General features: G+C 71.3%; 26 protein-coding genes. 11 read left to right on the top strand and 15 right to left on the bottom strand.

The genetic code is table 11. From position 1 onward, the window contains the following. Window positions 1-413: 413 nt before the first annotated feature. On the bottom strand, window positions 414-1,718 hold the full coding sequence (locus tag BM396_RS30150; RefSeq protein ID WP_280142419.1) for an RsmB/NOP family class I SAM-dependent RNA methyltransferase: 1,305 nt from the start codon (window positions 1,716-1,718) through the stop codon (window positions 414-416). Window positions 1,719-1,849: 131 nt separating this feature from the next. On the opposite strand from BM396_RS30150, the gene BM396_RS30145 reads away from it, so the two are divergent. Beyond that, window positions 1,850-2,101, top strand: coding sequence for a DUF1674 domain-containing protein (locus tag BM396_RS30145; protein WP_043345843.1), 252 nt, complete (start codon window positions 1,850-1,852; stop codon window positions 2,099-2,101). 33 nt (window positions 2,102-2,134) lie between these two features. Here BM396_RS30145 and BM396_RS30140 read toward each other — a convergent pair whose 3' ends face one another. Continuing rightward, entirely contained in the window at window positions 2,135-3,148 is a 1,014-nt protein-coding gene (locus BM396_RS30140) for a 2-keto-3-deoxygluconate permease (RefSeq protein WP_244539008.1), read from the bottom strand. Between the two features lie 216 nt (window positions 3,149-3,364). Between BM396_RS30140 and BM396_RS30135 the strand changes: the two genes are divergently transcribed. Further along, on the top strand, window positions 3,365-3,673 hold the full coding sequence (locus BM396_RS30135; protein WP_043387678.1) for a cupin domain-containing protein: 309 nt from the start codon (window positions 3,365-3,367) through the stop codon (window positions 3,671-3,673). A gap of 12 nt (window positions 3,674-3,685) precedes the next feature. Here the strand turns inward: BM396_RS30135 and BM396_RS30130 are convergent, their stop codons facing one another. Beyond that, window positions 3,686-4,195: a L,D-transpeptidase gene (locus BM396_RS30130; RefSeq protein ID WP_043355310.1), complete on the bottom strand. Its 510-nt coding sequence runs from the start codon at window positions 4,193-4,195 to the stop codon at window positions 3,686-3,688. Window positions 4,196-4,369: 174 nt separating this feature from the next. Beyond that, window positions 4,370-5,008, bottom strand: a complete 639-nt coding sequence (bluB, locus tag BM396_RS30125) for a 5,6-dimethylbenzimidazole synthase (protein ID WP_043355309.1) — start codon at window positions 5,006-5,008, stop codon at window positions 4,370-4,372. A 353-nt stretch (window positions 5,009-5,361) separates the two neighbouring features. Between bluB and BM396_RS30120 the strand changes: the two genes are divergently transcribed. Next, the gene (locus BM396_RS30120) at window positions 5,362-5,736 is read left to right on the top strand and encodes a DUF2794 domain-containing protein (RefSeq protein ID WP_043387688.1); all 375 of its coding nucleotides are present in this window, start codon (window positions 5,362-5,364) and stop codon (window positions 5,734-5,736) included. Window positions 5,737-5,774: 38 nt separating this feature from the next. On the opposite strand, the gene BM396_RS30115 is transcribed toward BM396_RS30120, so the two are convergent. The 3 genes from BM396_RS30115 to BM396_RS30105 all read right to left on the bottom strand — a co-directional run bounded on the left by BM396_RS30115 (window position 5,775) and on the right by BM396_RS30105 (window position 8,507). After that, window positions 5,775-6,677 carry a dihydrodipicolinate synthase family protein gene (locus BM396_RS30115; protein WP_043387674.1) on the bottom strand — a complete coding sequence of 301 codons (903 nt, stop codon included), beginning with the start codon at window positions 6,675-6,677 and terminating at the stop codon, window positions 5,775-5,777. A gap of 95 nt (window positions 6,678-6,772) precedes the next feature. Further along, window positions 6,773-7,543 carry a Bax inhibitor-1/YccA family protein gene (locus BM396_RS30110; RefSeq protein WP_043355307.1) on the bottom strand — a complete coding sequence of 257 codons (771 nt, stop codon included), beginning with the start codon at window positions 7,541-7,543 and terminating at the stop codon, window positions 6,773-6,775. A 376-nt stretch (window positions 7,544-7,919) separates the two neighbouring features. Continuing rightward, entirely contained in the window at window positions 7,920-8,507 is a 588-nt protein-coding gene (locus BM396_RS30105; RefSeq protein WP_043355306.1) for a PAS domain-containing protein, read from the bottom strand. Between the two features lie 159 nt (window positions 8,508-8,666). Here BM396_RS30105 and BM396_RS30100 point away from each other — a divergent pair, with 159 nt between their 5' ends. Both BM396_RS30100 and BM396_RS30095 read left to right on the top strand, forming a co-directional pair. Next, complete coding sequence (locus BM396_RS30100; protein WP_043387672.1) at window positions 8,667-8,951, top strand: hypothetical protein; 285 nt, start codon at window positions 8,667-8,669, stop codon at window positions 8,949-8,951. Between the two features lie 35 nt (window positions 8,952-8,986). Next, window positions 8,987-9,466 carry a hypothetical protein gene (locus BM396_RS30095; protein WP_051976270.1) on the top strand — a complete coding sequence of 160 codons (480 nt, stop codon included), beginning with the start codon at window positions 8,987-8,989 and terminating at the stop codon, window positions 9,464-9,466. A gap of 57 nt (window positions 9,467-9,523) precedes the next feature. Here the strand turns inward: BM396_RS30095 and BM396_RS30090 are convergent, their stop codons facing one another. Further along, entirely contained in the window at window positions 9,524-12,100 is a 2,577-nt protein-coding gene (locus BM396_RS30090) for an ABC transporter permease (RefSeq protein ID WP_043387670.1), read from the bottom strand. Continuing rightward, on the bottom strand, window positions 12,100-12,783 hold the full coding sequence (locus BM396_RS30085; RefSeq protein WP_043387685.1) for an ABC transporter ATP-binding protein: 684 nt from the start codon (window positions 12,781-12,783) through the stop codon (window positions 12,100-12,102). The genes BM396_RS30090 and BM396_RS30085 overlap by 1 nt, the downstream gene beginning before the upstream one ends. A gap of 207 nt (window positions 12,784-12,990) precedes the next feature. On the opposite strand from BM396_RS30085, the gene BM396_RS30080 reads away from it, so the two are divergent. Next, window positions 12,991-13,590 (top strand): arylesterase, encoded by a 600-nt coding sequence (locus tag BM396_RS30080; RefSeq protein ID WP_043387683.1) that lies wholly within the window; start codon window positions 12,991-12,993, stop codon window positions 13,588-13,590. Beyond that, complete coding sequence (gene thpR / locus BM396_RS30075; RefSeq protein WP_043387669.1) at window positions 13,590-14,129, top strand: RNA 2',3'-cyclic phosphodiesterase; 540 nt, start codon at window positions 13,590-13,592, stop codon at window positions 14,127-14,129. The genes BM396_RS30080 and thpR overlap by 1 nt, the downstream gene beginning before the upstream one ends. Before the next feature lie 109 nt (window positions 14,130-14,238). Here thpR and coaA read toward each other — a convergent pair whose 3' ends face one another. The 3 genes from coaA to BM396_RS30060 form a co-directional block, all read right to left on the bottom strand. Beyond that, on the bottom strand, window positions 14,239-15,228 hold the full coding sequence (coaA, locus tag BM396_RS30070) for a type I pantothenate kinase (RefSeq protein ID WP_043356784.1): 990 nt from the start codon (window positions 15,226-15,228) through the stop codon (window positions 14,239-14,241). Further along, the gene (locus BM396_RS30065) at window positions 15,225-15,548 is read right to left on the bottom strand and encodes a phosphoribosyl-ATP diphosphatase (protein WP_043356782.1); all 324 of its coding nucleotides are present in this window, start codon (window positions 15,546-15,548) and stop codon (window positions 15,225-15,227) included. Before BM396_RS30065 ends, coaA begins: the two co-directional genes overlap by 4 nt. 124 nt (window positions 15,549-15,672) lie before the next feature. Next, window positions 15,673-16,620 carry an aspartate carbamoyltransferase catalytic subunit gene (locus tag BM396_RS30060; protein ID WP_043356791.1) on the bottom strand — a complete coding sequence of 316 codons (948 nt, stop codon included), beginning with the start codon at window positions 16,618-16,620 and terminating at the stop codon, window positions 15,673-15,675. Between the two features lie 357 nt (window positions 16,621-16,977). Between BM396_RS30060 and BM396_RS30055 the strand changes: the two genes are divergently transcribed. The 3 genes from BM396_RS30055 (at window position 16,978) to topA (ending at window position 21,672) form a co-directional block, all read left to right on the top strand. Next, window positions 16,978-17,838 (top strand): cytochrome b/b6 domain-containing protein, encoded by an 861-nt coding sequence (locus tag BM396_RS30055; protein ID WP_043387667.1) that lies wholly within the window; start codon window positions 16,978-16,980, stop codon window positions 17,836-17,838. Beyond that, the gene (locus BM396_RS30050) at window positions 17,835-18,782 is read left to right on the top strand and encodes a molybdopterin-dependent oxidoreductase (protein ID WP_043387666.1); all 948 of its coding nucleotides are present in this window, start codon (window positions 17,835-17,837) and stop codon (window positions 18,780-18,782) included. Before BM396_RS30055 ends, BM396_RS30050 begins: the two co-directional genes overlap by 4 nt. A gap of 205 nt (window positions 18,783-18,987) precedes the next feature. After that, complete coding sequence (topA, locus tag BM396_RS30045) at window positions 18,988-21,672, top strand: type I DNA topoisomerase (protein WP_043387664.1); 2,685 nt, start codon at window positions 18,988-18,990, stop codon at window positions 21,670-21,672. 177 nt (window positions 21,673-21,849) lie between these two features. On the opposite strand, the gene BM396_RS30040 is transcribed toward topA, so the two are convergent. Continuing rightward, entirely contained in the window at window positions 21,850-22,038 is a 189-nt protein-coding gene (locus BM396_RS30040; RefSeq protein WP_043349406.1) for a hypothetical protein, read from the bottom strand. 359 nt (window positions 22,039-22,397) lie between these two features. Between BM396_RS30040 and parE the strand changes: the two genes are divergently transcribed. Then, window positions 22,398-24,470, top strand: coding sequence for a DNA topoisomerase IV subunit B (gene parE / locus BM396_RS30035; RefSeq protein ID WP_043387680.1), 2,073 nt, complete (start codon window positions 22,398-22,400; stop codon window positions 24,468-24,470). Between the two features lie 45 nt (window positions 24,471-24,515). Here the strand turns inward: parE and BM396_RS30030 are convergent, their stop codons facing one another. Both BM396_RS30030 and BM396_RS30025 read right to left on the bottom strand, forming a co-directional pair. Beyond that, a complete protein-coding gene (locus tag BM396_RS30030; RefSeq protein ID WP_043349409.1) occupies window positions 24,516-25,007 on the bottom strand; it encodes a PRC-barrel domain-containing protein in 492 nt (163 codons plus the stop codon). 228 nt (window positions 25,008-25,235) lie between these two features. Continuing rightward, window positions 25,236-26,053 (bottom strand): outer membrane protein (locus BM396_RS30025; protein ID WP_091955457.1); only part of this gene is annotated, 818 nt, incomplete at its 5' end.

Raw genomic sequence — 26,053 nt, 5'->3', positions numbered from 1 at the left:
CGGGTCCGCAGGTCGCTCAGGGTCGGCCCAGAGGCGGGTCGGCGCGGGGGCATTTCCTCGACCCCGCCGGGCAAACTGCCGCCCGGTCTCACGCCCGCTTCCGAGACACGCCCCGCACCGGTCCGCCGCCCGGGGCGATGGCGGCTGAAAGCCACCGACGCGGGCGCCGCCCCGCCCCCGGACCCGCCCGGTCAGCCACCGGGCGGGCCCCCGAAGGACGCCCCGGGATCGCTCCCGGGACGCCGCGGACAGGTGCGGTCAGGAAGCACAAAATAGGAACATTGTCAAGGCGCGGGCGGCGTGACGCACGCTGCCGCGCGCCACTTTTCCCTGTCCGCCCGCGGCACTCCGGAATGATGGGCGGCTGGACCGGACCGCCGGTCCACCTCCGGAGATCCGGCCTGCGTGCCCGATCAATCCGCCCGTCGGAGCCGACTCGCGAAGAAGCCGTCGAGGCCGCCGCGGGCGTTCGGCACCTCCGCCAGGTGGCACGGCAGGGTGCGCAGGTCGCCGTTGCCGTCGATCAGAGCCGCGGCGCCACCGACCTCCTCGGGCCGGACCGGCACCCGCGTGAACCGGGAGTCGCGGGCCAGGAAGGCCGCGATCTGCGCCTCGCCCTCCTCCGGCTCCAGCGAGCAGGTGCAGTAGACGAGAAGCCCGCCCGGCCGCACCAGCCCGGCCGCGTGGTCGAGGAGCCTGGCCTGCAGCGCGGCGAGCCGCCCGATATCGGCCTCCACCTTGGTCCAGGCCACGTCGGGGTGGCGCCGGATCGTCCCGGTGGCCGAGCACGGCGCGTCGAGCAGGACCGCGTCGTGGTCCCGCGGCTCCAGGGTGAGGGCGTCGGCCACCACGATCTCGACCGCGAAGCCGAGCCGCGCGACGTTCTCGCGCAGGCGTTCCAGCCGCGGCGCGGACCGGTCGACGGCGGTGACCTGCGCGCCGGTGGCGGCGAGCTGTAGGGTCTTGCCGCCGGGCGCCGCGCAGAGGTCGAGGACGCGGGTTCCGGGCTGCGGCGCCAGGAGGCGGGCCGGGAGCGCCGCGGCGGCGTCCTGGACCCACCACGCCCCTTCCTGGAAGCCGGGGAGGTCGGGGATCGCCGGGCCGTTCTCCGGCAGGCGCAGGGAGCCGGTCGGCAGGGTGACGGCGCCGAGCCGCTCCGCCCAGTCGGCGGTGTCGCGCAGGGGGGTCAGGTCGATGGCGGCCCCGGCGAGATGGGCGCGGGCGATCGCCGCCGCGCGCTCGGGCCCGTAGGCCGCGACCCAGCGGCGGGCGAGCCAGTCCGGCGTGTTGACCGCCAGGGCGTCGGCGTCCGCGGCCAGGATCGCGTCGCGCTCCCGGGCGATCCGGCGCAGCACCGCGTTGACCAGCCCGGCGAGATGGGCCGTGCGGGTATCCCCCTTGGCGAGCCGCACCGCGAGGTCGACGGCGGCATGGTCGGGGACCGCGAGGTCGAGGAGCTGCGCGGTCGCGGTGGCCAAAAGGGCCGTGAGCTGCGGCTTGGCCGCGGGCAGCCCGCGCTCCAGCCGCGCGGCCAGGGCGGCGCGGATCAGCCCGTAGCGGCGGAAGGTCGCCACCGCGATGGCCCGCGCCAGCCCGGCATCGGCCGGCGCCAGCGCCTCGGCGCGGATCGCCTGGGCGAGGGCGTCGTCGAGGGCGGGGGGGCGCTCCTGCCCGATCAGGGCCGCGACTGCCTGCATCGCCGCGCGGCGCGCGCCCAGGCCCGCCGTATCCGGCCCAGTCTCGCCCGTCGAAGCTTCCTTCCGCGTGTTGCGGCCTGTGTCCCGCGATGCCACTTCTGCTCCAGATCCAACGTCTTCTGGGCCTACGCCCTCACACTCGAGCGAGCGCGATGCAAGAGCCGACCGCACAAGACCCGCACAGGCAGGATCCGGACGGACCGGAGGCCGGCGACGGCACGGCCCCGCCCCGCGCGCTCAGCCCGGCGGCGCAGCGCGCCCTGGCCGAGGCCGCCGAGCGCCGCGCGGCGATCGACGCCCGGGCCGCCGAGATCAGCGCCCGGCCCGAGCGCCAGGGGCGCGGCGGCCTGGAGCCGGTGCGCTACGACGACTGGGAGGTGAAGGGCCTCGCGGTCGACTTCTGAGGACGGCGCGGGGGCCGGCGCACCGGCCCGGCCCTATTCGGCCGGGACCGCCAGCGGCGGGCCGGTCTCGGTCCGGGCCTCCGCCGCACCCGCCCCGAACCGCCGGTACCAGAGCCCGGTCAGGATCGGCACGAGGATCGAGGTGACGATGATGCAGATCGTCACCAGCACGGTGGCGGTCTGCGCGGCCGGGGCGAAGTGCGGGGCGACGGCGGCGATCGCCAGCGGGTTGGCGGCGGCGGCCCCGGCCGTCGAAGAGGCCGCCAGCCCCGCCGTGCCGGTCCCGCCCCCGATCGCCCGGTCGGCCAGGATCAGCGGGATGCCGGTCAGGACGATCACCGCCAGCGCCAGCACGATGCCGAGCCCCGCGAGCGGCGAGAGCAGGTTGCTGAGGTCCACGGTGTTCCCCAGCGCGAAGGCGAAGAACGGGATCATCAGCTGGCCGCCCGGGGCGAACAGGGCCCGGAGCTTCGGGTCGAGGTTGCCGAGCGCGAAGCCGACGAGGAAGGGCAATACCGCGCCCGCGAAGATCTGCGGCTCGAAATGCGCAGCCCCGGAGGCCCCGAGGATGATCATGCTCATCAGCGGGCCGGATTCGATCGACGTGAGGATGAAGGCGCCGGCCTCCTCGCGGCTGCCGTAGGTCTGCATCAGCGAGGCGTAGAGGCCGCCATTGGTCATATCCATCGCGCAGACGATCGCCAGGATCGACAGGCCGGCGAAGAAGCCGGTCTGGATCCCCTCGGGCGGGATGAACAGCCCCGCCACCAGCACGATCGCCCAGGCGGCGACCAGCTTGGTCGCCACCAGCGTGCCGGACTTGCGCAGCACCGTCCCGGTCGCCCTCAGGCTGACCGAGGCGCCCATGCAGAAGAACCAGACCGCCAGGATCGGGATCACGCCGGTCATGATCCCCTGCGTGAAGCCCTTGAAATAGGCCGGGGACCCCGGCGCGAAGGTCCTGCACAGGGCTCCGAGCAGCAGCGGCACCAGCATCAGGCCGCCGGGAATCCTGTTGATCGCCGCCTTGATCTGCATGGCGCGCATCCTCCCGATCCGGATCGCTCGCCGGCGCATCGGACCCGGGCGGGTTCGCGGGCGCCGCCCCGGTCCGCGCCTCTGTCGGGCGTCTGTCGAACCGGTGCGTCATCCTGTCGGGGCCCGGTGCGGGCCGTCAAGCGGCGCGCCGTCGGGCACGGAACGTCCGGCGCGGAACGTCGAGCCTCCGGGCCCGTTGAGCGGATTCACCCGGAGGAGGCGAGCATGGCGACAACGGTATCGGCGCGCAGCGCGGTCGCGGGACCGCACGGCGCGATCACCCTGGCCCGCGGCGAGCGGCTCGGGATGCGGATGTGGCGGGCGGAGGAGCCGAACGCCGACAAGCCGATGACCAAATCGGCCTACGAGACCGTCGGCTACGTGGTCAGCGGCCGGGCGGAACTCGTCCTGGAGGGCGAGACCCTCGCCCTCGCTCCGGGCGATTCCTACTGCGTGCCGGCGGGCGCCGCGCACACCTACCGGATCCTGGAGACGTTCACGGCCGTCGAGGCGACCGCGCCGCCGGCCGGCTGAGGCCCGCGGGCCTCAGTGGGTCATGTAGACCTGCGTGCCGACATCGACCCGCGCGTAGAGGTCGACCACGTCCTGATTGTACATCCGGATGCAGCCATAGGACGCGTAGGTGCCCACCGAACTCGGCCGGTTGGTGCCGTGGATCGCGTATTCGCCGCCCGCGAGGGTCATGGCCGCCGCACCCATCGGATTGTGCGGCGAGCCGCCCGCGATGAGGTTCGGCAGGCGCGGGTTGTCGCGCTTCACCTCCGCGGGGGGCGACCAGGCGGGGGCGACGTACTTGCCGTCGATCGGCTTCGTGCCGAACCACTGCTTGCCGGGCCGGCCCACCGCCACGGGGTAGCGGATCGCCGTGCCGTCGCCGTTCACGAGATAGAGCTTGCGCTGCGACACGCTGATCACCACCGAGCCCGGCGCGACACCGTTCTGGAACGGCACGACCTCGCGCGCCTGCGCCGTTTGAAGACAACCGGCCAGCATCGCGCCGGCCAAACCGAATACAGCCGCCACCCGACCCGACATCACTACGATCCTCGACAAGCAAGAGTTGACGCGGGCAAGTAATCCGCGGCCGAGCTTACCGTTCCAAGAATAGCTATGGTTGATGTGGGGTCAGCGTGCCGCATCCGTGAGGCACGGTAAAAGAGCAACCACGATCGACGGCGCGGGGGCGCGGCGGGGCCGCTCGGCCGCCCTTCAGCGCTCGTAGAGCGTGCTGCCCCGCTTGTCCTCGGGCTGCCAGCCGTGGCGCTCCAGCTCCGGGTCGAGATGCTCCTCCACCGGGTGTCCGACGCAGAGATAGGCCACGAGCCGCCACGTCTCCGGCACCGCCAGGATCGCCGAGACGGTCTGCGGCTCCAGGATCGAGACCCAGCCGACGCCGAGGCCGCGCGCCCGGGCGGCGAGCCAGAAGCACTGCACCGCCCCCACCACCGAATAGGCCAGGGTCTCCGGCATGCTGGCCCGTCCGAGCCCGAGGCCGGTCTCGGTCGCCGCGTCGCAGAAGACGGCCAGATGGACCGGCGCCTCCCGCAGGCCGGCGAGCTTGAGGCCGCGATACCGGGCGGCGCGGTCCGCATCGTAGCCTGCGGCCGCGGCGGCGTTGCAGCCGGAGAAGTTGTCCGACACCGCGCGGCGCCGCGCCGGATCCGAGACGCGCACGAACCGCCAGGGCCGGCTGTTGCCGACCGACGGCGCCCGGTGGGCCGCTGTCAGGCAGGTGCGCAGGCACGCCTCGTCCACCGGATCCGTCCGGAACCGGCGCACGTCGCGGCGCCACGCGAACAGCGCGTCGAGGTCGTGCAGGAAGGCGTCGTCGAAGGCGGGCGGGCCCATGATGCCGGTGGCATACCCGCTTCCCGGGCCCAACGGGAAACAGAAAAAAGGCCGCCCGGAGGGGCGGCCTGAAGTCTTGGGTCTCGAAACCTCGGAGTGCCGGATCCTGGGATCCCGAACGGCGGCCGATGGCTGGGGAGCTGGGTGTCGGGCGCCGGCCGGGCAGGACCCGGCGAGGTTCGACGTCTGTTGTCGCGCGGCAACGCGGCCTGCAAAAGGCGCGAATCTGGCCAAACCATGTTTTTTGTCGCTTGGGCGTGTCTCGCAGGTCACGGCGCGGGGCGGCCGCCACCCTTGCGGGCCGCTGCGGCGAAGCCCATCATCCGGCAAAGGAACGATGCACGGGAGTGGTGATGACCGAAAGGACGAGCGCCGGGCCGAGGCCCGACGAGTCGGCGGGGCATGTCATTCCCTTCCCCGCCCGCGCGGCTCCTCCACAGGTCGCCTTCAACCGGGATGAGCTGCGCACGATCTTCAACCTCTATGGCCGGCAGGTGGCCGCGGGCGAATGGCGCGACTACGCCCTCGACTTCCGCCGCGACAGGGCGGTGTTCTCGATCTACCGCCGCGCCTCCGAGATGCCGCTCTACCGGATCGAGAAGGATCCCAAGCTTGCCCGCCGCCAGGGGGCCTACGCGGTCATCGCCGCGAGCGGCCAGATCCTGAAGCGCGGCTCGGAACTCGCCCGGGTCATCGCCGTGCTGGAGCCGGCGCCCAAGGCGGTCTGACACGCGGTCTGACCCCGCACGGCATCCCGCTCCGCCCGTCAGGACAGGGGCATCCGCCGGACGGTCGCGGCGATCTCGGCCACGACCTCCGGCGGCAGAGGACGGATCGGCCGCGGCGGCTCGGCGCGGCACAGGTCCAGGATATCGGCCAAGGCGTAGACCACCCGCAGGCTGGAATGGGTCCGGAACAGCGTCCAGAGCGGCTCCAGTTCCGCGTTCAGGGTGCGCGCCCGGTCCGTGTCGCCGGCCTCCACGGCCCGGACGATCGCGCGGCAGGTCCGGGGGAACAGGCCGCCCGCCACGCTGTACCATGCCGCGCCGCCGGCGATCAGCGCCTCGGTCGCGTTCCAGTCGCCGCTGAAGCCGATGGAGAAGCCCGCCGGGACGGTTGCCTGCAGGGCGGCGACACCGGCCGCGGCGTCGGCCGGGGCCGGCGCGGCGCATTTGGCGGCCACGATCCCGGGACGGCGGGCGAGCCGGCCGATCAGCGCCGGCGTGAAGCGGAAATGCGTGGTCGCGGGGTTGTCGTAGAGGACGAGGGGTAATCCGCACGCCTCCGCCACGGCCGCGAAATGCGCCTCGACCTCGGCCTCGGTCAGCGGCGTATAGGAGACGGGGGCGAGCAGCCCCGCATCCGCGCCGGCCGCCCGCGCATCCTGCGCGAGGCGGATGGCCTCGTCGGTGCGCAGGGCGCCGATGCCGACCAGGAGCGGTACCCGGCCGCCCACGGCCTCGCGGGCGATCGCCACCGCCCGGCGACGCTCGTCGCGGCTCAGATACGCGTAGGTCCCGGTGCTGCCGAGCAGGCCGATCGAATCGACCCCGGCGGCCACGAGGGGCTCCAGCAGGCGCTGCAGGGCTCCGGCATCGACCCGACCGTCGGCGTCGCTCGGGGTGATCGGGAAGGCAGAGAGGCCGGAAAGGCCGGAGAGCGCGGGCATGGCCCGAGCTTAGCGCATCCGGTCGGTGCGGCGAGGCAAAAAGAAACCCCGGCGGTTGCCCGCCGGGGTTTCTCTCAACGATCGGTTCTTACGGCTTAGCGGCGGTCGCCGATCAGGCTCAGCAGGAACTGGAACATGTTGATGAAGTCGAGATAGAGGGTCAGGGCGCCGTTCACCGACATCTTGGCCGCCATCTCACCGTCGAAGCCGCCGTAGAGATACATCTCCTTGAGCTTCTGCGTGTCGTAGGCGGTCAGCCCCGCGAAGATCAGCACGCCCAGCACCGAGATGGCGAACTGGAGGGCCGACGAGGCGAAGAAGATGTTCACCAGCGACGCGAGGATGATGCCGATCAGGCCCATCATCAGGAACGAGCCCATGCCCGAGAGGCTACGCTTCGTGGTGTAGCCCCAGAGGCTGAGCGAGCCGAAGGCCGCCGCCGTGATGAAGAACACCTGGACCACGCTGCCACCGGTAAAGACCAGCAGGAGCGAGGACATCGAGGCGCCCATCACCGCCGCGAAGGCGAAGAACATCGTCCGCGCGGAAGAGGCCGACATCCGGTCCATCCGCATGGAGAAGACGAAGATGAACGCCAGCGGGGCGAGCATCAGGACCCACTTCAGCGGGCTGAGATAGAGGGTCTGACCGAACGGGGTCAGGATCGGGCGGGTGCCCTGGTAGGCCGCCACGGAGGCCATGTTCAGGCCGAGCGCGACGAGACCCGAGATGCCAAGCCCGACGACCATGTTGTTGTAGACGCCGAGCATGAAGGTGCGCAGGCCCTGGTCGACTTCGACCTGGGTGCCGGCGTAGCCGGTCGGCTGCTGGGCGCCGTACCGGAAGGGGCTATTCTCGAATGCCATGGGAGTTTCCTTGCGGAGGCTCTCTCAGCGTGGTGTTCGGGCGAGGCCCACGCAGGACCTCTGGCGCCAGGCTGGCGCCTCAGTCAGGAATATGTTGCGCCCGCGTCCTGGACACAAGTCCCCGGCCACGGTTGCGGCCCGGGTTTTCCGTGTCCGGAGGATGTATTTTTGTCCATCCGGGCAGGGATTAAAATGCATTTCCTGCTGCAAAGCGTGTCTTTCGACTGACGGTTGCCGGGATGCAGGTGTTTCGATAGCCGTGCGAGCAGTCTTAACGGTTTCCTGATGCCACCCGCGGCGGCGCCCGCGCCGGTTTGTCCGGCGCAGGCCGGCCGCCACCCGTCCGCAGGGTTCCGGCGGACCGGACGTCCAGGGCTCAGTGCGCGGCCCTGCGGGCGAAGGCGCGGCCCAGGCTCAGCAGCATCAGCTCGGCGGCGACCTGCACCTCGGCCGGCATATCGTCGGTGAGCGTCTCCTTGAGCGCGATCGCCAGGTCGGCCGCGCGCTCCAGCGGGGCGCCCCCCGAAGGAGGCCTGCCCAGGACGTAGCGATCGCCGCCGTCCCGGATCTCCGTGATGTCCATCAGGATCCCGTGCGAGCGGACCGGTTGGCCGGCCGCGTCCCGATGCGTCCGTCCGCGGCTGAGGAGCCATCGCACGGAGCCGTCCGTCTTGAACACGCGGTACTCGGCCAGCACCAGTCCACCGGACCGGACGGCCCGGAGCATGTGGTCCATCAGCCAGGTCATGTCCTGCGGATGCACCGCGGCCAGTGCCATCGGTCCGCTGATCGGGCGATTGGCGAGGTCGGGGGTGCCGGTCAGCAACATGGCCGCGCCCTCATCGTAGACGACACGGCCGCCGACATGGTCCCATTCCCAGGCACCCACGACGCACGAGGCTTCGAGGGCGGCACGGAGACGCTCCGTATCCTCCCCGTAGCCATCGATGACGGTAATGCCCATGACGGTTGGTCCTCTGGTCGGCCGGAGCCCGAACGTCTTTCTCCGTACCAATATATCACACAAATGACAAAGAGTTCACTTGCGGATAAAGTTGCGGTCGGGCACTCCGCGGTGCTGTGGGTCGATTTGCGCCTTCCTGGAGATGTTCGAGGGTCGGTCATGGATGAGAACGGGCTCGAACGTCTGCGCATGATTGCCGGCGCGAAAGCGGACACTGCGTCGTCCCAAGCCCTCATTCGAATCGCGCAGTCCCTCGATCTTCCGATCGAGGCGTTCTACCAGCCGGATCGGTGCGGCCCCGCCACGCGGCCGGCGATCGATTGGGAGACGGAGCGGCTCCTGGCTCTGGTGAAGGTCCATTTCCGCCAGCTCGATCCGGCGGCGCGCCGACGCTTCGGCGAGGCGGTCCTCGGGATGGTCGGCTCGGAACCGGCCGAGGGCTGACGCCGCCGGCGGCAAAGGCTGGAGACCCCGGAAACATGGCGATGCGGGCGACGGCGAAGCCGGAGGATTGGAAGCGCCTGCCCTTCGCGGCGATGTCCCCGATCCCCTATCGCGCGGCCTTCGACCCCGCCCAATTCGCGGAGCTGGCGAAGGGGCTGCGTCCGGAGGTGATGGAAGACAAGTGGTTCATCTATCTCGACGGACTCGATCTCTGCTTCCACCGGAGCTGGACCGGCCTCGGCGTCTACCGGGTCGGATTTGAGCGGCACGGCGAGACTTACCGCGTCGTGTCGGCCCTGTGCGCGGAGCCGATGCTCGCGACGCACGGAGCCGAGTATCAGGCGCGGTGTCTCGATTTCCTGGTCGAGAACCTCCTGCTCGGCGGCTCCAAGCCGTTCCCCCGGCCCGCGGACGTCGCGGAGAGTGCGCCCGGGGCGTTCCAGCACGGCTTTTCGGGAAGCGGCTATCGCGAGGTGCCCGTCGTGCGACGGCCCTGGTGGACATTCTGGCGCTGACGGCGGCCCGTCGGGTCTGAGCGCCCGGGCAGTCCTCCCGGGACCGGGAGGCGCTCCTCAGATCTGCCGCAGATACGGCGCCGGCTTCTGCCCCAGGATCCGCCAGGTGCCGGCGAGCCCGAGGAGGATCGCCAGTGCGACGGCGGCCGTCGCCGCCACCAGCGCGCCCGACAGGTCGAGGCGGAAGTCGAGATGCATGACCTTGGCGACGATCACCCACCCTGCGAGCGTCCCGGCCATGAGGCCGAACAGGGCCGTGGCGAGGCCCAGGGCGGCGTATTCGAGGGCGTAGGCGGCGAGCAGCCGCGACCGGCGCGCGCCCAGCACCTTGAGCACGACGGCGTCGTAGAGTCGTGCCCGGTGCCCGGCCGCGATGGCGCCGGCCAGCACGAACAGGCTCGCCAGGACCGCCACGGCGCTCGCCCCGCGGATCGCCAGGACCAGCCGGCCGACGAGGTCGCCGATCGCGTCCAGCGCGTCCTTGACCCGCACGGCGCTCACCGACGGGAAGGTCTTGGCGACGTCGCGCAGGATGTGGTTCTCGGCGGCCGCGTCGGTGCCGCCCGGCAGCGTCAGCGTGGCGAGGTCGGAATGCGGCGCGCCGCGGAAGGTCCCCGGCGAGAACACCATCACGAAGTTGATGCCGAGATTGCGCCACTCCACCCGGCGCAGGTTGAAGATCGTCGCGGTGAGGTCGCGGCCGAGCACGTTCACCGTCACGGTGTCGCCGAGCTTGAGGCCGAGCTGGCGGGCGAGGTCGGCCTCGAAGGAGACCAGCGGCTTGGCGCCCTGCTCGGCGCTCCACCACGCGCCTTCGGTGAGGCTCGAGCCCTCCGGCACCGTGTCGGCGTAGGTGATGCCCCGGTCGCCGTCGAGCACCCAGGCGGCATCCTCCGGGGGCCGGATCTTGCTGGCCGGCACGCCGTTCAGGGCGACGATCCGGCCGCGCATCATCGGCACGTCCTCGATCTTCCCGTTCGGGGCGGCGCGCGCCAGGAACTCGCGGAACTGGGCGGCGTCCCGCGAGGGTATGTCCAGGAAGAAGAGGTTCGGCGCGCGGGCCGGCAGGGTCGCGCTGATCGTCCGGCGGACATTGGCGTCGATCAGGCTGAGCGTCACGAGGAGCGTCACGCCGAGGCCCAGCGACAGGACGATGGCGGGCGTCAGGGCCCCTGGCCGGTGGAGGTTGGCGAGCGCCATCCGGGGCGCGGGCCAGCTTGGATGCGGCAGGCGGCGGGCGAGCGCCATCAGGCCGAGGGCCACCCCGTGCAGCAGGCCGAAGGCGATGGCGGCCGCCGCGATGAAGATCAGCGCCACGCGCCGGTCGAAGGCGGTGGCCACCGACAGGCCGACCAGCGCCGCGAGGCTCAGGCCCAACCAGATCCGGTAGCGCCAGCGCGGCCTCACCCGGGCCGGATCGACGGTGTCGCGGAACAGGCCGGAGACCGGCACGTCGTGGGCGCGGCCGAGCGGGGTGATCGCGAAGGCGAAGGCGGTGAGGAGCCCGTAGGCGGCCGCGAGCGCGAGTTCGCCCGGGGCGAGCGTCGGGTTCAGGGGCAGCGGCAGGTCGGCGGAGAACAGCGCGTCGAGGAGGAAGGGCAGGCTCGCGCCGATCGCGAGCCCGATCAGGGTGCCGATCCCGGCGATCAGCATCACCTGCGTCAGGTAGAGGGCGACCACCTGCGAGCCGGGCGCGCCGACGCTCTTGAGGGTCGCGATCGAGGCCCGCTTGCGCTCCACGAAGGCGTGGACGGCATTGCCGACGCCGACGCCGCCGACGATCAGCGCGGTGAGCCCGACCAGGGTCAGGAACTGCGTGAAGCGCTCGATGCTCTTGGCGAAGCGCGGGTCGGCGTTGCTGCGCGAGCGGACCTCCCAGCCCGCCTCCGGCGTCGCGGCACGGATCCGGGCCTGCGCGGCGTCGAGATCGGCATCCGGCGTGCCCGGCGGCAGGAGGATCCGGTAGCTCCAGCGGTTGAGGCTGCCGGGCTGGACGAGACCGGTGGCGCGCAGCGTCGGCTCGGAGATCATCAGCCGCGGCCCGAAGCCGATGCCGCCGGCGATCTTGTCGGGCTCGGACACGATGGTCCCGCGGATCGCCACCTTGTGCCCAGCCAGCGCGATCCGGTCCCCGACCTTGACGTCGAGGCGCGTGAGCAGGGCTGGGTCGGCGAGCGCCCCCGGCACCCCGTCCCGTTCGGCCAGCCGGTCGGCGAGGCGGCCCGGCGGGTCGGTGGCGAGGTCGCCCGCCGCCGGGTAGGTGGCCGGGTCGACGGCCTTCAGCTCGACGAGGGCCGCGTCGCCGCTCTCCGCCACCGCCATGGCCCGCAGGGAAGCGACGCTATCGAGCCGGCCTTCCCGCGCCAGGGCCTGCCGCTCGGCGTCGGTGGCCTCGCGGTTGATCAGGTTGTAGGCGAGGTCGCCGCCGAGGATCCGCCGCCCCTCCCGGCCGAGCCCGTCCGAGAGCGAGCGCGAGATCGACGCCACGCCCGCGATCGCCGCGACGCCCAGCGCGATGCAGGCGAGGAACACCGCGAAGCCCGTGAGGCCGGCGCGCAGTTCGCGGAGCGCCAGCCGCAGGATGAGCGGGAGGCGGCGGGGGCCGGGGTCCGGTCGGGTGATCGTGCCGTGCATCAGGCGGTCACCGCTTCCTCGATCCGGCCCGAGCGCAGGCGCACCGTGCGGTCGCACAGGCGGGCGAGGCCGTTGTCGTGGGTGACGAGCACCAGGGTCGCGCCGCGGTCGCGCTTCAGCCGGAACAGGAGATCGACGATCTGCCGGCCGGTGGCCTCGTCGAGGTTGCCGGTGGGCTCATCGGCCACGAGGATCGCCGGATCCGGGGCGACTGCCCGGGCGATGGCGACGCGCTGCTGCTCGCCCCCCGAGAGCTGCGCCGGGTAATGGTGCAGCCGGTGCCCGAGGCCCACCGCCTCCAGCTCGGCGCGGGCCCGCTCGTGGGCGCCGGGCCGGTCGGCGAGTTCCAGCGGCAGCGCCACGTTCTCCAGCGCCGTCATGGTCGGCACGAGGTGGAAGGCCTGGAAAACGATGCCGATGCGCCGGCCCCGGAAGCGGGCGAGCGCGTCCTCGTCGAGGCGGACGAGGTCGGTGTCCTCGATCACCACGCCGCCGGAATCGGGCCGCTCCAGCCCGGCCATGACCATCAGAAGCGTCGACTTGCCGGAGCCGGACGGACCGACGAGCCCCACAGCCTCGCCGCGGTCGACGGTGAGCGAGATGCCGCGGAGGATGTGGACCCGGGCGGCGCCGCGGCCGAGGCTGAGATCGATGTTCGACAGCGCGATCGCCGGATCGCGCAGCACCTTGCCTTGGCTCACGGGCGAGCCGATCTGTGGGCGATGACGAGCATGGCGCGCGAGGTCCTCGGTTGGCTGCGAACTTGGCTGCACGGGCCGCGGGGGCACCGCGATATGGGATCCGCATTGGGGCCGCGCCATGACGGCGGCGCTGTGTTCCGGCGCACGGCCCTGTTTGCCGCAGCGCTAGCCGTCCTCATGGTCCCTTTCATGACGGCACCGCAGGCCGCCCCGAACGGCCCGGTCAAGCTCGTCGCCCTGGGCGACAGCCTGACCGCCGGTTACCGGCTGCCCGCCGATGCCGCCTTCCCCACCGTCCTGGAGCGGCTGCTCAAGGCCAAGGGCGAAGACGTGACCGTGTCCAATGCCGGCGTCTCCGGCGACACCGCCACCGGTGGCCTCGACCGGGTCGACTGGTCGGTGCCCGACGGGACCGCGGGCGTGATCCTCGAACTCGGCGCCAACGACATGCTCCGCGGCACCGACCCGAAGGTGACCGAGGGGGCGCTGTCGGCGATCATCGAGCGGCTGAAGGCCCGGGGCATCCCGGTCCTGCTGGCCGGCATGCAGGCCGCGCCCAATCTCGGGCCGGACTACAAGGCGCGGTTCGACGCGATCTTTCCGGCCCTCGCCAAGCGCTACGGGCTGACCCTCTACCCGTTCTTCCTCGACGGGATCGTGGGCGACCGGGCGCAGCACCTCGATGACATGATCCACCCGAACCGGCAGGGCGTGGAGACGATCGCGGCGCGCATGCTGCCGACGGTCGATTCGTTCCTGGACCGGATCCGCCAGGCGCCGGTCCGCTGATGCCGCGCCTGTTCACAGGGCTCGCCGTGCCGCCGGCGGTTGCCGACGCCCTCAAGGCCTACCAGGGCGGGCTGCCCGGCGCCCGCTGGATCGAGCCCGGCGACTTTCACGTCACCCTGCGCTTCCTCGGGGATGTCGAGGCCACCGTCGCCGACGATGTCGTGGAGGCGCTGGCCGAGATGCGGGCGCGCCCGCCCCTGACGGTGACCCTCGACGGCCTCGGCATCTTCGGCGGCGACAGGCCGCGGGCGCTCTACGCGGCGGTGGTGGCCGATCCGGCGCTGACGGATCTCCAGGCCGAGCAGGAGCGGCTGGTGCGCCGCGCCGGGGTCGAGCCGGAACGGCGGAAGTTCACCCCGCATGTCACCCTGGCCCGGCTGCGCCGCGACGCCACGCCGGAGGCGACGGCGATGTACCTGTCGCAGGCGCCGGTGTTCGCGCCGCTGGCCTTCGCGGTTGACCGGGTGACGCTGTTCTCGGCGCGGGACTCGACCGGGGGTGGGCCGTATGTGGCGGAGGCGGACTTTCCGTTCGCGTGAGGCGGCCGCTTCAGGCCTCCCCTCATCCAGAGGGCTCTGTGGGCCCGGAAGACCTCCTTCGAGGCCCGCTTCGCGGTCACCTCAGGATCAGCTGGAGGGTTGGACCGACCTACAGCCGCCGCAGCGCCACGCTCTCGATCCGGTGGCTCGCGCCCTTGGTGAGGATCAGGCTCGCCCGCTGCCGCGTGGGCACGATGTTCTCGCGCAGGTTCGGCAGGTTGATCGTGGTCCAGAGCCGGTCGGCGATGTCGAGCGCCTCGGTTTCCGGAATCTCGGCGTATTTCCGGAAGTAGGAGCGTGGGTCGCGGAAGGCGGTCTGGCGCAGCTTCATGAAGCGGGTGACGTACCAGCGGTGCAGGTCGTCCTCGTGGCCGTCGAGATAGATCGAGAAGTCGAAGAAGTCGGACACGAACGGGATCGCGGTGCCGTCCCGCGGCAGGCGGGCGGGCTGGAGGACATTCAGGCCCTCGACGATCAGGATGTCGGGGCTCTCCACCACCCGCTCCTCCCCGGGCACCCGGTCGTAGACGAGGTGCGAGTAGAGCGGCGCGGTCACGCGCTTGTGGCCGGCCTTCACGTCGTGGAGGAAGCGCAGCAGCGCGGCGGTGTCGTAGCTTTCGGGAAAGCCCTTGCGCTCCATCAGGCCGTTGGCGGCGAGTTCGGCGTTGGGCAGCAGGAACCCGTCGGTGGTGACGAGGTCGACCTTCGGCGTGTTGGGCCAGCGCGCCAGCAGGGCGGTCAGGATGCGGGCCGTGGTGGACTTGCCCACCGCCACCGACCCGGCGAGCCCGATGATGTAGGGCGCCTTGGTCTCGCGCTCGGCCATCAAGAAGCGCTGCGTCGCCTTGAACAGCCCCTGCGTCGCCGCGACGTAGAGGGCCAGCAGGCGCGACAGCGGCAGGTAGATCGCCACCACCTCCTCGACCGAGATCGGATCGTTGATCGATTGCAGCCGCTCCAGATCCTCCTGGTTGAGGGTGAGCGGCGTGTCGGCGCGCAGCTGCGCCCATTCCTCCCGGCTGAAGCGGCGATAGGGCGAGAGCCGGTCCGACGCGTCGAGGATCGCCTCGACCGAGCCCGGCAGCGCGGCCGCGTTCACGCGTGGCGCCTCGCGGCCTTCTCGGCGATGCCGCTCTGGGCCGTCCGGCGCTCCAGCTCGGCCATCACCGCCTCGAGCTCCACGCCGCCGGCCCGGAGCAGCACGACGAGGTGGTAGAGCACGTCGGCGGCCTCGTTCCTCAGGCCGGTCTTGTCGCCCTGCACGGCCGCGATCGCCGCCTCGACCGCCTCCTCGCCGAGCTTCTTGGCCGCCTTGGCGGGGCCCTCGGACAGGAGCTTGGCCGTGTAGGAGGTGGCCGGATCGGTCCCGGCGCGGCTCGCCACGAGGGCGGCGAGGTCGGCGAGCGTGTAGGCGGTCATGAAGCGATCTGCATGTTGCGCCGGCCCCTTATACGGATCCGGGCCGGATTTCGGCAGGAAACTGCGCCACGACCGCCCTGCGAGCAAGCGGCGCGGGTGAAGGCGGATGGGCTTTGTCCGGGGCTCAGCCGTTCGGGAGATGCCGGGCGAGCGCTTCCAGCACCGCCATGCGCACGGCGACACCCATCTCCACCTGCTCGCGGATCAGCGACTGCGCCCCGTCGGCGACGTCCGAGGCGATCTCGACGCCGCGGTTCATCGGGCCCGGATGCATTACCAGGGCATCGGGCTTGGCGAGCGCCAGCTTCTCGGCGTCGAGGCCGAAATAGCGGAAATACTCCTTCACGGAGGGCACGAACGAACCGTTCATGCGCTCCCGCTGGAGACGCAGCATCATCACGATGTCGCAGCCGACGAGACCCTTGCGCATGTCCGTGAAGGTCTCGACGCCGAAGCGCTCGATGCCGGCGGGCAGCAGCGTCGAGGGCGCGATCAGGCGGACCCGGGCACCCATGGCCTGGAGCAGGATGATGTTGGAGCGCGCCACCCGCGAGTGCAGGACGTCGCCGCAGATCGCCACCTGCAGGCCCTCGATCCGGCCCTTGTTGCGGCGGATGGTGAGCGCGTCGAGGAGCGCCTGGGTCGGGTGCTCGTGGGCGCCGTCGCCCGCGTTGACCACCGCGCAATCGACCTTCCGGGCGAGCAGGTGCACGGCGCCGGCCGATTCGTGGCGGACCACGATGATGTCGGGCCGCATCGCGTTCAGCGTCGCCGCGGTGTCGATCAGGGTCTCGCCCTTCTTCACCGAGGACGAGGCGACCGACATGTTCATCACGTCGGCGCCGAGCCGCTTGCCGGCGAGTTCGAAGGAGGATTGCGTCCGCGTCGAGGGCTCGAAGAACAGGTTGATCTGCGTCCGGCCCCGCAGGGTCGTGCGCTTCTTCTCAACCTGCCGCGAGAGGTCGACGGCGGATTCGGCGGCGTCGAGCAGCCCTTCGATGTCGGGCCGGGTCAGACCCTCGATGCCGAGGAGGTGCCGGTGCGGGAAGGCCGGGGGCGCGGGCGTCGTCATGATGAGGCCCGGGTGTAGGTGCGGCGCGCCGTCCCGGCAAGGCTGTCCGATGCATCCATCGCGCGCATCCATCGCGGTTCAGGCCGGGACGCGTCCTCCGGCGCACAGGGGCTGGCTCGGCGTGAGCTCCCGGCTGGCCCGTCCGCTCGGAAAGGGGACAGGCCGCGCTCCGCCCTCGGCCCCGTGCCTGGAGCCCCCGCAGCCCCTGCAGACCGCCGCCGCGCCGGGGAAGCCGGACGGCACCTGCGGCCTTTTTTCCGCCCGATGGTAACCGGTGCTCCTCGCGCCACGTATTGGCCCGAACGGTCGGGGTTCGGACGATCCCCGGCCCAGCGACGCCCAACCGGGACCCGATTCTTGGCCGCCTCCCCTGCTCTCCAAGCCCCCGAGACCGTCGACCGGCAGGGGCGCCGGTGGTTCTACCGCCATCCGCTGGTGATCCGTCTGGCGCACTGGATCAACGCCGCGGTGCTGCTCGTGCTGCTGATGAGCGGCCTCCAGATCTTCAACGCCCACCCCGCGCTCTACTGGGGCGCGGTCTCGACCTTCGACGACCCGGCGCTCGCCATCACGAGCGATCAGGGCCGCGACGGCAAGAGCCGCGGTGTGGTGACGGTCGGCACGCGGACCTTCGACACCACGGGCGTTCTCGGCCTGTCGCGTGAGGGCGGCACGGAGGTGGAGCGGGCCTTCCCGTCCTGGGCGACCCTGCCGGCCGACCAGGACCTCGCCACGGGCCGCCGCTGGCACTTCCTGTTCGCGTGGCTGCTGGTGATCAACGGCGCCGTCTATCTCACCTACGGCCTGTTCAGCGGCCAGCTCCGCCGTCGCCTGATTCCGGACGGGGACCAGATCCGCCACTTCGGGGCTTCCGTGAAGGAGCACCTGCTCCTGCGCTTCCCCGAGGGCACGGAGGCCAAGCGCTACAACGTCATCCAGAAGCTCACCTATCTCGTCCTGGTGCTGGGCCTTTTACCTGCGATGGTGCTCGCGGGACTCGCCATGTCGCCCGGGATGGATGCCGCCTGGCCCTGGCTCACCGAGCTGTTCGGGGGCCGGCAATCGGCGCGCAGCGTCCACTTCATCGCCGCCGGGCTCATCGTGCTGTTCGTGGTGGTCCACGTGCTGCTGGTGCTGGTCTCCGGCCTCGTCAACAACATGCGCGGCATGATCACCGGCTGGTTCAGCCTCGGCCGTGACCGGGAAGGTGCCCGATGATCCTCCACCGCCGCAACCTCCTCACCGCCGGCGCCGGCCTGATGGGCACCGCCCTGCTCGGCGGCTGCGACAGATTCGCCGGATCCGATGCGGGCCGGCAGACCCTCCAGGTCGGCGAGGACGCCAACCAGTACGTCCAGCGCCTGCTGATGTCGCCGACGACCCTGGCCCGGGAATTCCCGGCCGCGATGATCTCGCCCTGGTTCAAGCCGAACGGCACCATCGACCCGCCGGACCGCGCCTACCGGGCCCTCGCGGCCAAGAAGTTCGCCGAGTTCAAGCTCACGGTCGACGGGCTCGTCCAGACGCCGCTGTCGCTGAGCCTCGCGGACCTGCGCGCCCTGCCGTCGCGGACCCAGATCACCCGTCACGATTGCGTGGAGGGCTGGAGCTGCATCGGGCAATGGGCCGGCGTGCCGCTCGCCGAGGTGCTGAAGCGGGCCGGGCTGAAGCCGCAGGCGCGCTACGCGGTGTTCCACTGCGCCGACACGCTGGAATATGCCGGCGGCGGCCTCGAAGGCGGCGACGGCGCCTTCCTGGGGCGCCCCGGGCATCCGGGCGCGGTGCGCGACGCCTACATCCAGCTCGCTGCCGCCGAGGATTGGGGCGGTGCGCCCACCGCCACCGACGCGCCCAAGGACGATTGGGGTCAGGGCAGCCCGGCCGCGGAGCCCGAGGATAAGCGTACGCCGATCCGCTACTACGAGAGCATCGACCTCTACGACGCCTTCAACCCGCAGACGATCCTGGCCTACGACCTCAACGGCAAGCCGCTGCCCGTCTCCAACGGCGCGCCCCTGCGCCTGCGGGTCGAGCGCCAGCTCGGCTACAAGCAGGCCAAGTACGTGATGCGCGTCGAGATGGTGGAATCGCTCAACGGCATCGGCCAGGGCGGCGGCGGCTACTGGGAGGACCGCGGCTACGAATGGTACGCGGGGATCTGAGTTTCGGCGCCGCGCCAGCCGGGGCATGCGCGACGGAGCGGCTCGACCCCACACCGGCGGCACAGCCCGCCATTTGACATCCCGCCGCCCGTGACCCACTTGTCCCCGGCGCGCGGCCCCGGCCCGACGGCGGGCATATGTCCCACGCGAATTACGATCAGAATTCGTCCGTCGCGCTCAGGTCCCGTCAGGGGCAGAGGTCTGAATGAAAGTCGTCGTCGTCGAGTCGCCGGCCAAAGCCAAGACGATCAATAAGTATCTCGGCCGCGACTATGAAGTGATCGCCTCGTTCGGGCACATCCGCGACCTGCCGGCCAAGGACGGCTCCGTGGATCCCGAGCAGGATTTCCACATGGTCTGGGAACTGGCCGACCGCGGGGCGAGCCGGGTCTCCGAGATCGCCAAGGCGGTCAAGGGCGCCGACAAGCTGATTCTGGCCACCGACCCGGATCGCGAGGGCGAGGCGATCTCCTGGCACGTGCTGGAGGCCTTGACCGCTCGCAAGGCGCTCAAGGGCATCCCGGTCGAACGCGTCACCTTCAACGCCATCACCAAGGCCTCGGTCGAGGCGGCGATGCGCAAGCCCCGGGAGATCGACCAGGCCCTGGTCGACGCCTATCTGGCGCGCCGGGCGCTGGACTACCTCGTCGGCTTCAACCTCTCCCCGGTCCTGTGGCGCAAGCTCCCGGGCGCCCGCTCGGCGGGCCGCGTCCAGTCGGTGGCGCTGCGCCTCGTCGTCGAGCGCGAGATGGAGATCGAGCGGTTCAAGCCGCGCGAGTACTGGACGCTCATCGCCACGCTGACGACCGCCGACGGCGCGACCTTCGAGGCCCGCCTCGTCGGCGCCGACGGCAAGCGCATCCAGCGCCTCGACGTCGGCACCGGCGACGAGGCCGCCGCATTCAAGCGCGACCTCGAACTCGCGACCTTCCAGGTGGCGAGCGTCGAGGCGAAGCCCGCCAAGCGCCACCCGCAGCCGCCCTTCACCACCTCGACCCTGCAGCAGGAGGCCTCGCGCAAGCTCGGGATGGCGCCGGCCCAGACCATGCGGGTCGCCCAGCGCCTCTACGAGGGCGTCGATATCGGCGGCGAGACCGTCGGCATCATCACCTACATGCGGACCGACGGCGTCGACATGGCGCCGGAGGCGATCCAGGACGCCCGCCGGGTGATCGGCAAGGAGTTCGGCGACCGCTACGTGCCGGACGTGCCGCGCAAGTACAGCGTCAAGGCCAAGAACGCCCAGGAGGCCCACGAGGCGGTGCGGCCCACCGACATGAGCCGCCTGCCCAAGATGGTGGCGCGCCACCTCGAGCCCGAGCAGGCCCGGCTCTACGATCTCATCTGGACCCGCACCATGGCGAGCCAGATGGAATCGGCCGAGCTGGAGCGGACCACCGTGGACGTCACGGCGAAGGTCGGCCCCCGTCAGATCGACCTGCGCGCCACCGGCCAGGTGGTGAAGTTCGACGGCTTCCTGACCCTCTACCAGGAGGGCAAGGACGACGAGGAGGACGAGGAGAGCCGCCGCCTGCCGCCCATGAAGGCCGGCGACCCGCTCACCCGCGAGCGGATCAGCTCGACCCAGCACTTCACTGAGCCACCGCCGCGCTATTCCGAGGCGAGCCTCGTGAAGCGCATGGAGGAACTCGGCATCGGCCGCCCGTCGACCTACGCGGCGGTGCTCCAGACGCTGCGCGACCGCGAATACGTCAAGATCGAGAAGAAGCGGCTGCAGCCGGAGGACAAGGGGCGGCTCGTCACGGGCTTCCTGGAGAGCTTCTTCCGGCGCTACGTCGAGTACGATTTCACCGCCGACCTCGAGGAGCAGCTCGACCGCGTCTCCAATGCCGAGATCGACTGGCGGGCGGTGCTGCGCGACTTCTGGCGCGATTTCTCCGCGGCGATCGGCGAAACCAAGGAGCTGCGCGTCACCGACGTGCTGGAGGCGCTGAACGGCCTCCTCGGGCCGCACATCTTCCCCGACAAGGGCGACGGCTCGAACCCGCGCACCTGCACGGTCTGCGGGACCGGACAATTGTCGCTGAAGCTCGGCAAGTTCGGCGCCTTCATCGGCTGCTCGAACTATCCCGAGTGCAAGTACACCCGCCAGCTCTCGGCCTCGGGCGTCGAGGGCGAGGGGGACGGCTCCTCGGCCGAGGGCGGCCAGCCGGGCGTCCGGGTGCTGGGCGACGATCCCGCCACCGGCCTGCCGGTGACGCTGCGCGACGGCCGATTCGGGCCGTTCCTGCAGCTCGGTGAGGCCTCCACCGAGAAGGGGGCGGAGAAGCCGAAGCGTTCCTCCCTGCCGAAGGGGCTGAGTCCCTCGGCGGTCGACCTGCAGAAGGCGCTGGCCCTGCTGGCGCTGCCCCGCGAGGTGGCGCGCCACCCCGAGACCGGCGAGCCGATCCTGGCCAATCTCGGCCGGTTCGGGCCCTACGTGCAGCATGGGAAGACCTACGCCAATCTCGGCAAGGACGACGACGTGCTGGAGATCGGCGGCAACCGCGCCATCGACCTGATCGTCGCCAAGGAGCAGGGCGGCGGCCGCGGCCGTCCGGCTGCCGATCCCGGCCGGCCGCTCGGCACGGACGCTGCGAGCGGGCGCGACCTCGTGGTGAAGGCCGGCAAGTACGGCCCCTACGTCACCGACGGCGAGGTGAACGCCACGCTGCCGAAGACCATGAGCGCCGAGGCGCTGACGCTCGACGAGGGGATCGCCCTGGTCAACGCCAAGCGTGCCTCGGGCGGCGGCAAGCCGGCGAAACGGGGCGCTGTCCGGAAGACCGCGACGCGCGCGGCGAGCGGCGCCAAGCCGGCGGCCAAGAAGACGGCAGCGAAGAAACCCGCCGCCAAGAAGACCGCGGCCAAGAAGACGGGCGCCGGCTGACGCAGACAGGTCCAGGCGGCCTTCACCCGCTCGCCGGGTGCAAGGCGCGTCAGCCGCGCCGGTCCGTGTCCAGGGCGGGCACGCGGTCCTCCGCTGCTCTCCCGGGGGCGGGAGACAGGGGCAGACCGACGCGGAGAACGGGATGCACGTCCCGGTTTCCGGGTCCGGCCGCCCGGTTCAGACGAGGTAGGTGATGGTCGCCGCGAGCGCCGTCGCGAAGGTCGCCAGCGCGATCGTGGTGGAATTCATGAGCGCCCGGCCGGGCGGCACGCCGGCCGCGTCGTCGTCGCAGCCGAAGGCGGCGCCGGCCGCGTGCTCGAAGCGGATCAACGTGAGGCGGCGGGCCTCGATCGCGGCATCGCTCATGGGCTGCGGCTCCCTGACCACGGTCAAGATTTATCTCCGCCGTCAACGTCGATCGTCCCGGTCTGTTCAGGCGGCGGCCTGTGGAGGTCGAACAGGCTGGTCACGGGAAAGCCTTAACCCATCGTTGTGCAACGTCGTGATGACGGGCCGCCTGGCCCCTTCGGGGGTCGGGGCGGTTCCGGCCCTCGCTCGCGGCGCCGCAGCATGCGATGGTGCGGCCGCGTCGCCTGGGGGCGAACGGTTTTGATGTTTACGTTTTGTTCCGCTATCATGCGGGGATGAAGGCGCATGCTCCACGACCCAAGACCCGTCTGCGCGAATCCGAGCCGGCCGATGCGCCGCGCCCGCGGAGGCCGCGCGTGAGCGATCCGGCCCGCGACCTTTTCGGACCGGGCGGCAAGGCGGCCGCCTCGACAGCCCCGTCTCGCGCGCCGGAGCAGCGACGGCGCCTGGACGCCACGGCCTCCGTGACGGCGCTCGCAGCGGCCGAGCCCGATTCCGGCTACACCGCCTCCGACATCGAGGTGCTGGAGGGGCTGGAGCCGGTCCGGCGCCGCCCCGGCATGTATATCGGCGGCACCGACGAGCGGGCGCTGCACCACCTCTTCGCCGAGGTGATCGACAACTCCATGGACGAGGCGGTGGCCGGCCATGCCAGCTTCATCGAGGTGGAGCTGGAGGAGACCGGTGCCCTCGTGGTCACCGACAACGGCCGCGGCATCCCGGTCGACCCGCATCCGAAATTTCCCGGCAAGTCGGCGCTCGAGGTCATCATGACCACGCTGCATGCCGGCGGTAAGTTCGACTCGAAGGTCTACGAGACCTCGGGCGGCCTGCACGGCGTCGGCATCTCGGTGGTGAACGCGCTCTCCGACCTCCTCGAGGTCGAGGTGGCGCGCAACCAGACCCTCTATCGCCAGACCTTCTCCCGTGGCCACGCGCAGGGCGCGCTGGAGCTGATCGGCCGGGTGCAGAACCGGCGCGGCACCCGGGTCCGCTTCCACCCGGACGCGCAGATCTTCGGCTCGCTGAAATTCGACCCGCGCCGCCTGTTCAAGATGGCGCGTTCGAAGGCCTACCTGTTCGGCGGCGTCGAGATCCGCTGGCGCTGCGCCCCCGCCCTCCTCGAGGGGCTGGAGGGCGTACCTGCGGAAGCCGTGCACCGCTTCCCCGACGGCCTGCGCGACTATCTCGCCCGCGACATCGACGGCAAGGAGCTGGTCACCGACGCGATGTTCTCCGGCAAGATCACCAAGCCGGGCTCGCACGGGTCGCTGGAATGGGCGGTGGCCTGGATGGTCGCCGAGGACGGGTTCTCGCATTCCTACTGCAACACCATCCCGACGCCCGAGGGCGGCACCCACGAGGCCGGCCTGCGGGTCGCCCTGCTCCGGGGCCTGCGCGAGCACGCCGAGCGCGTGAACCAGGCCAAGCGCATGACCGCGGTGACCACCGACGACGTCATGGCGACCTGCGCGTCCATGCTCTCGGTCTTCATCCGCGAGCCCGAGTTCCAGGGCCAGACCAAGGACAAGCTCGCCACCGTGGAGGCCCAGCGCATCGTCGAGACGGCGGTGCGCGACGCCTTCGACCATTGGCTCGCCGCCTCCCCGGCCCAGGCCAACAAGCTGCTCGACTGGGTGATCGACCGGGCCGAGGAGCGCCTGCGCCGCCGCCAGGAGAAGGAGGTCGCCCGCAAGAGCGCCACCCGCAAGCTCCGCCTGCCCGGCAAGCTCGCCGATTGCTCGGCCGCCGGCACCGCGGGCTCGGAGATCTTCATCGTCGAGGGCGATTCGGCCGGCGGCTCCGCCAAGCAGGCCCGCGACCGGGCGACCCAGGCGATCCTGCCCTTGCGCGGCAAGATCCTCAACGTCGCCTCGGCGAGCCGGGACAAGCTCGGCGCCAACCAGCTGATCTCCGACCTCACCCTGGCGCTCGGCTGCGGTACCGGCGCGGCCTTCCGCGAGGCCGACCTGCGCTACGACAAGGTGATCATCATGACGGACGCCGACGTCGACGGCGCCCACATTGCCTCGCTGCTGATCACCTTCTTCTACCGCCAGATGCCCAAGCTCATCGACCGCGGGCATCTCTACCTCGCGATCCCGCCGCTCTACCGGCTGCAGCAGGGCTCCAAGGTGGCCTATGCCCGGGACGACGCCGACCGGGAGCGGATCATCAAGACGGTGTTCAAGGCCGGCAAGGTCGAGATCGGCCGGTTCAAGGGCCTCGGCGAGATGATGCCGGCCCAGCTCAAGGAGACCACCATGGACCCGAAGAAGCGCACGTTGCTGCGGGTCGCGGTCCTGGACGAGGCCCGGGAATCGACCGGCGATACGGTCGAGCGGCTGATGGGCAACAAGCCCGAGGCCCGCTTCGCCTTCATCAGCGAGCGTGCGGCCTTCGCCGAGGGGGCCGACCTCGACATCTGAACCGTCGCGCCGACGCGGTTTCCACCGCGCCGGCCGCCCGGACCGTCAGGGCTTGGTAACCGCCTTGGCCGGGTCGAAGGGCTGGGCCGCCGACACCGTGTCGGTGCTCATGTTGAGGACCGCCGAGAACCGCTCGCCTCCCGGCCGCAGCACCAGGGCACCAGGCTCCACGGCGATGACCTTGCTGCCCAGGCCGAGGAAGCCGCCGACATCGATCACAACGGCCTTGAGGGTCCCGCCATCGGTGATCAGCAGGTCGTCGATCTTGCCAACGCTGTCGCCTGCCGCGTTGCGCACCGTCACGCCGATCATCTTGGAGGCCAGGAAGGCCACAGGCTTGAGCCCCTGACGCTTGGCGGCGTCCTCGGCATTCGCCGCCGCCATCAGCCGCCCGACGCCCTGGCCGTCCGTCGAGGTCCCCGGCCCCGTGCCCGGCAGGACCGTATCCTTGCCGATCACGGAGGCATCCTGGGCACGTGCAGGCGCTCCCGCCAGAGCCAGGGCCGCGAGCGACAGGAGAAGGATTCGGCTTCGCATGGCTGATCGCTCCGGTGCGCCCGGACCCGTCGCGGGGTTCCCGTCCCGATCCCCGCTTGGTCCCCATGAGGCGCCGCGGTCTCAATCGCGGGTGGCACGCGCGGTTCCGGCGCTCCCTGTCGCACCCGACCCGTCCGGCGGCACGACCCTGAAACGCGAAAGGGCCCGGCCTTGCGGCCGAGCCCTTCCGTTGCGCGGAGCCGGTCGAGCCGGCTCCGACGTTCGATCTTAGTACGAGCCGAACTTGTAGTTCAGGCCGGCGCGGACGACGGCGAACTCGGTCTTGGCGGCGGCGCCGTTGAGGTAGGCGGTGCCGTTCGGGGGCAGGAGGTTGCCGTAGAAGACGCCGCCGGCGGAGTTCTTCTGGCGGTCGAGGCTGACGTACAGGCCTTCGACCTTCAGGGTGACGGCCGAGGAGCGGAAGAAGTTCAGGAAGGAGTCGGTGGGCAGGGCGTACTCGACGCCGCCGCCGGCGGCCCAGCCGGTGCGGAAGCTGTCGCGGAAGCGGTTGCCGGAGAAGTTCTGGTCGTCCTGGCCGGATCCGTAGGCGAAGCCGCCGGTGCCGTACACGAGGGTGCGGTCGAAGGCGTAGCCGAGGCGGCCGCGGACGGTGCCGAAGTAGTCGAGGCCGTTGCCGCTGGTGGCGACGAAGGCGGGCGGGTTGGAGAAGGCGACGCCGGGGAAGCCCAGGAAGCTGTAGTTCTGGGTGGCGTTGGCGCGGCGGGCGAAGTCGACGTACTGGGCGTCGGCCTCGAAGCCGATCACCACGCCCGAGCCCGGCGTGAACTGGTAGTTGTAGCCGATCTGGGCGCCGCCCGAGAAGCCGTCGTTGTTGTTGCGGTTGTTGACGCTGACGACGCCCGAGGTGCCGGGGGAGTTGATCAGCGAGCCGCCCGGCAGGGCGTAGCTGGTGGTGTTGCGGCTGTTGGCGTCGAAGCCGTAGCCGGCGTTCACACCGACGTAGAAGCCGGTCCAGGTGAACACCGGCACCGGCGTGAACACCGGCGGCGGCGCAGCGCGGCGCGGCAGGTCGGCGGCGGACGCCG

Origin of the sequence: Methylobacterium sp. UNCCL125, assembly GCF_900116795.1 — a bacterium.
Taxonomy (GTDB): Bacteria; Pseudomonadota; Alphaproteobacteria; order Rhizobiales; family Beijerinckiaceae; genus Methylobacterium; species Methylobacterium fujisawaense.
Note: the sequence above shows the minus strand (reverse complement) of the source record. Positions and strands in the feature narration are given on the sequence as shown.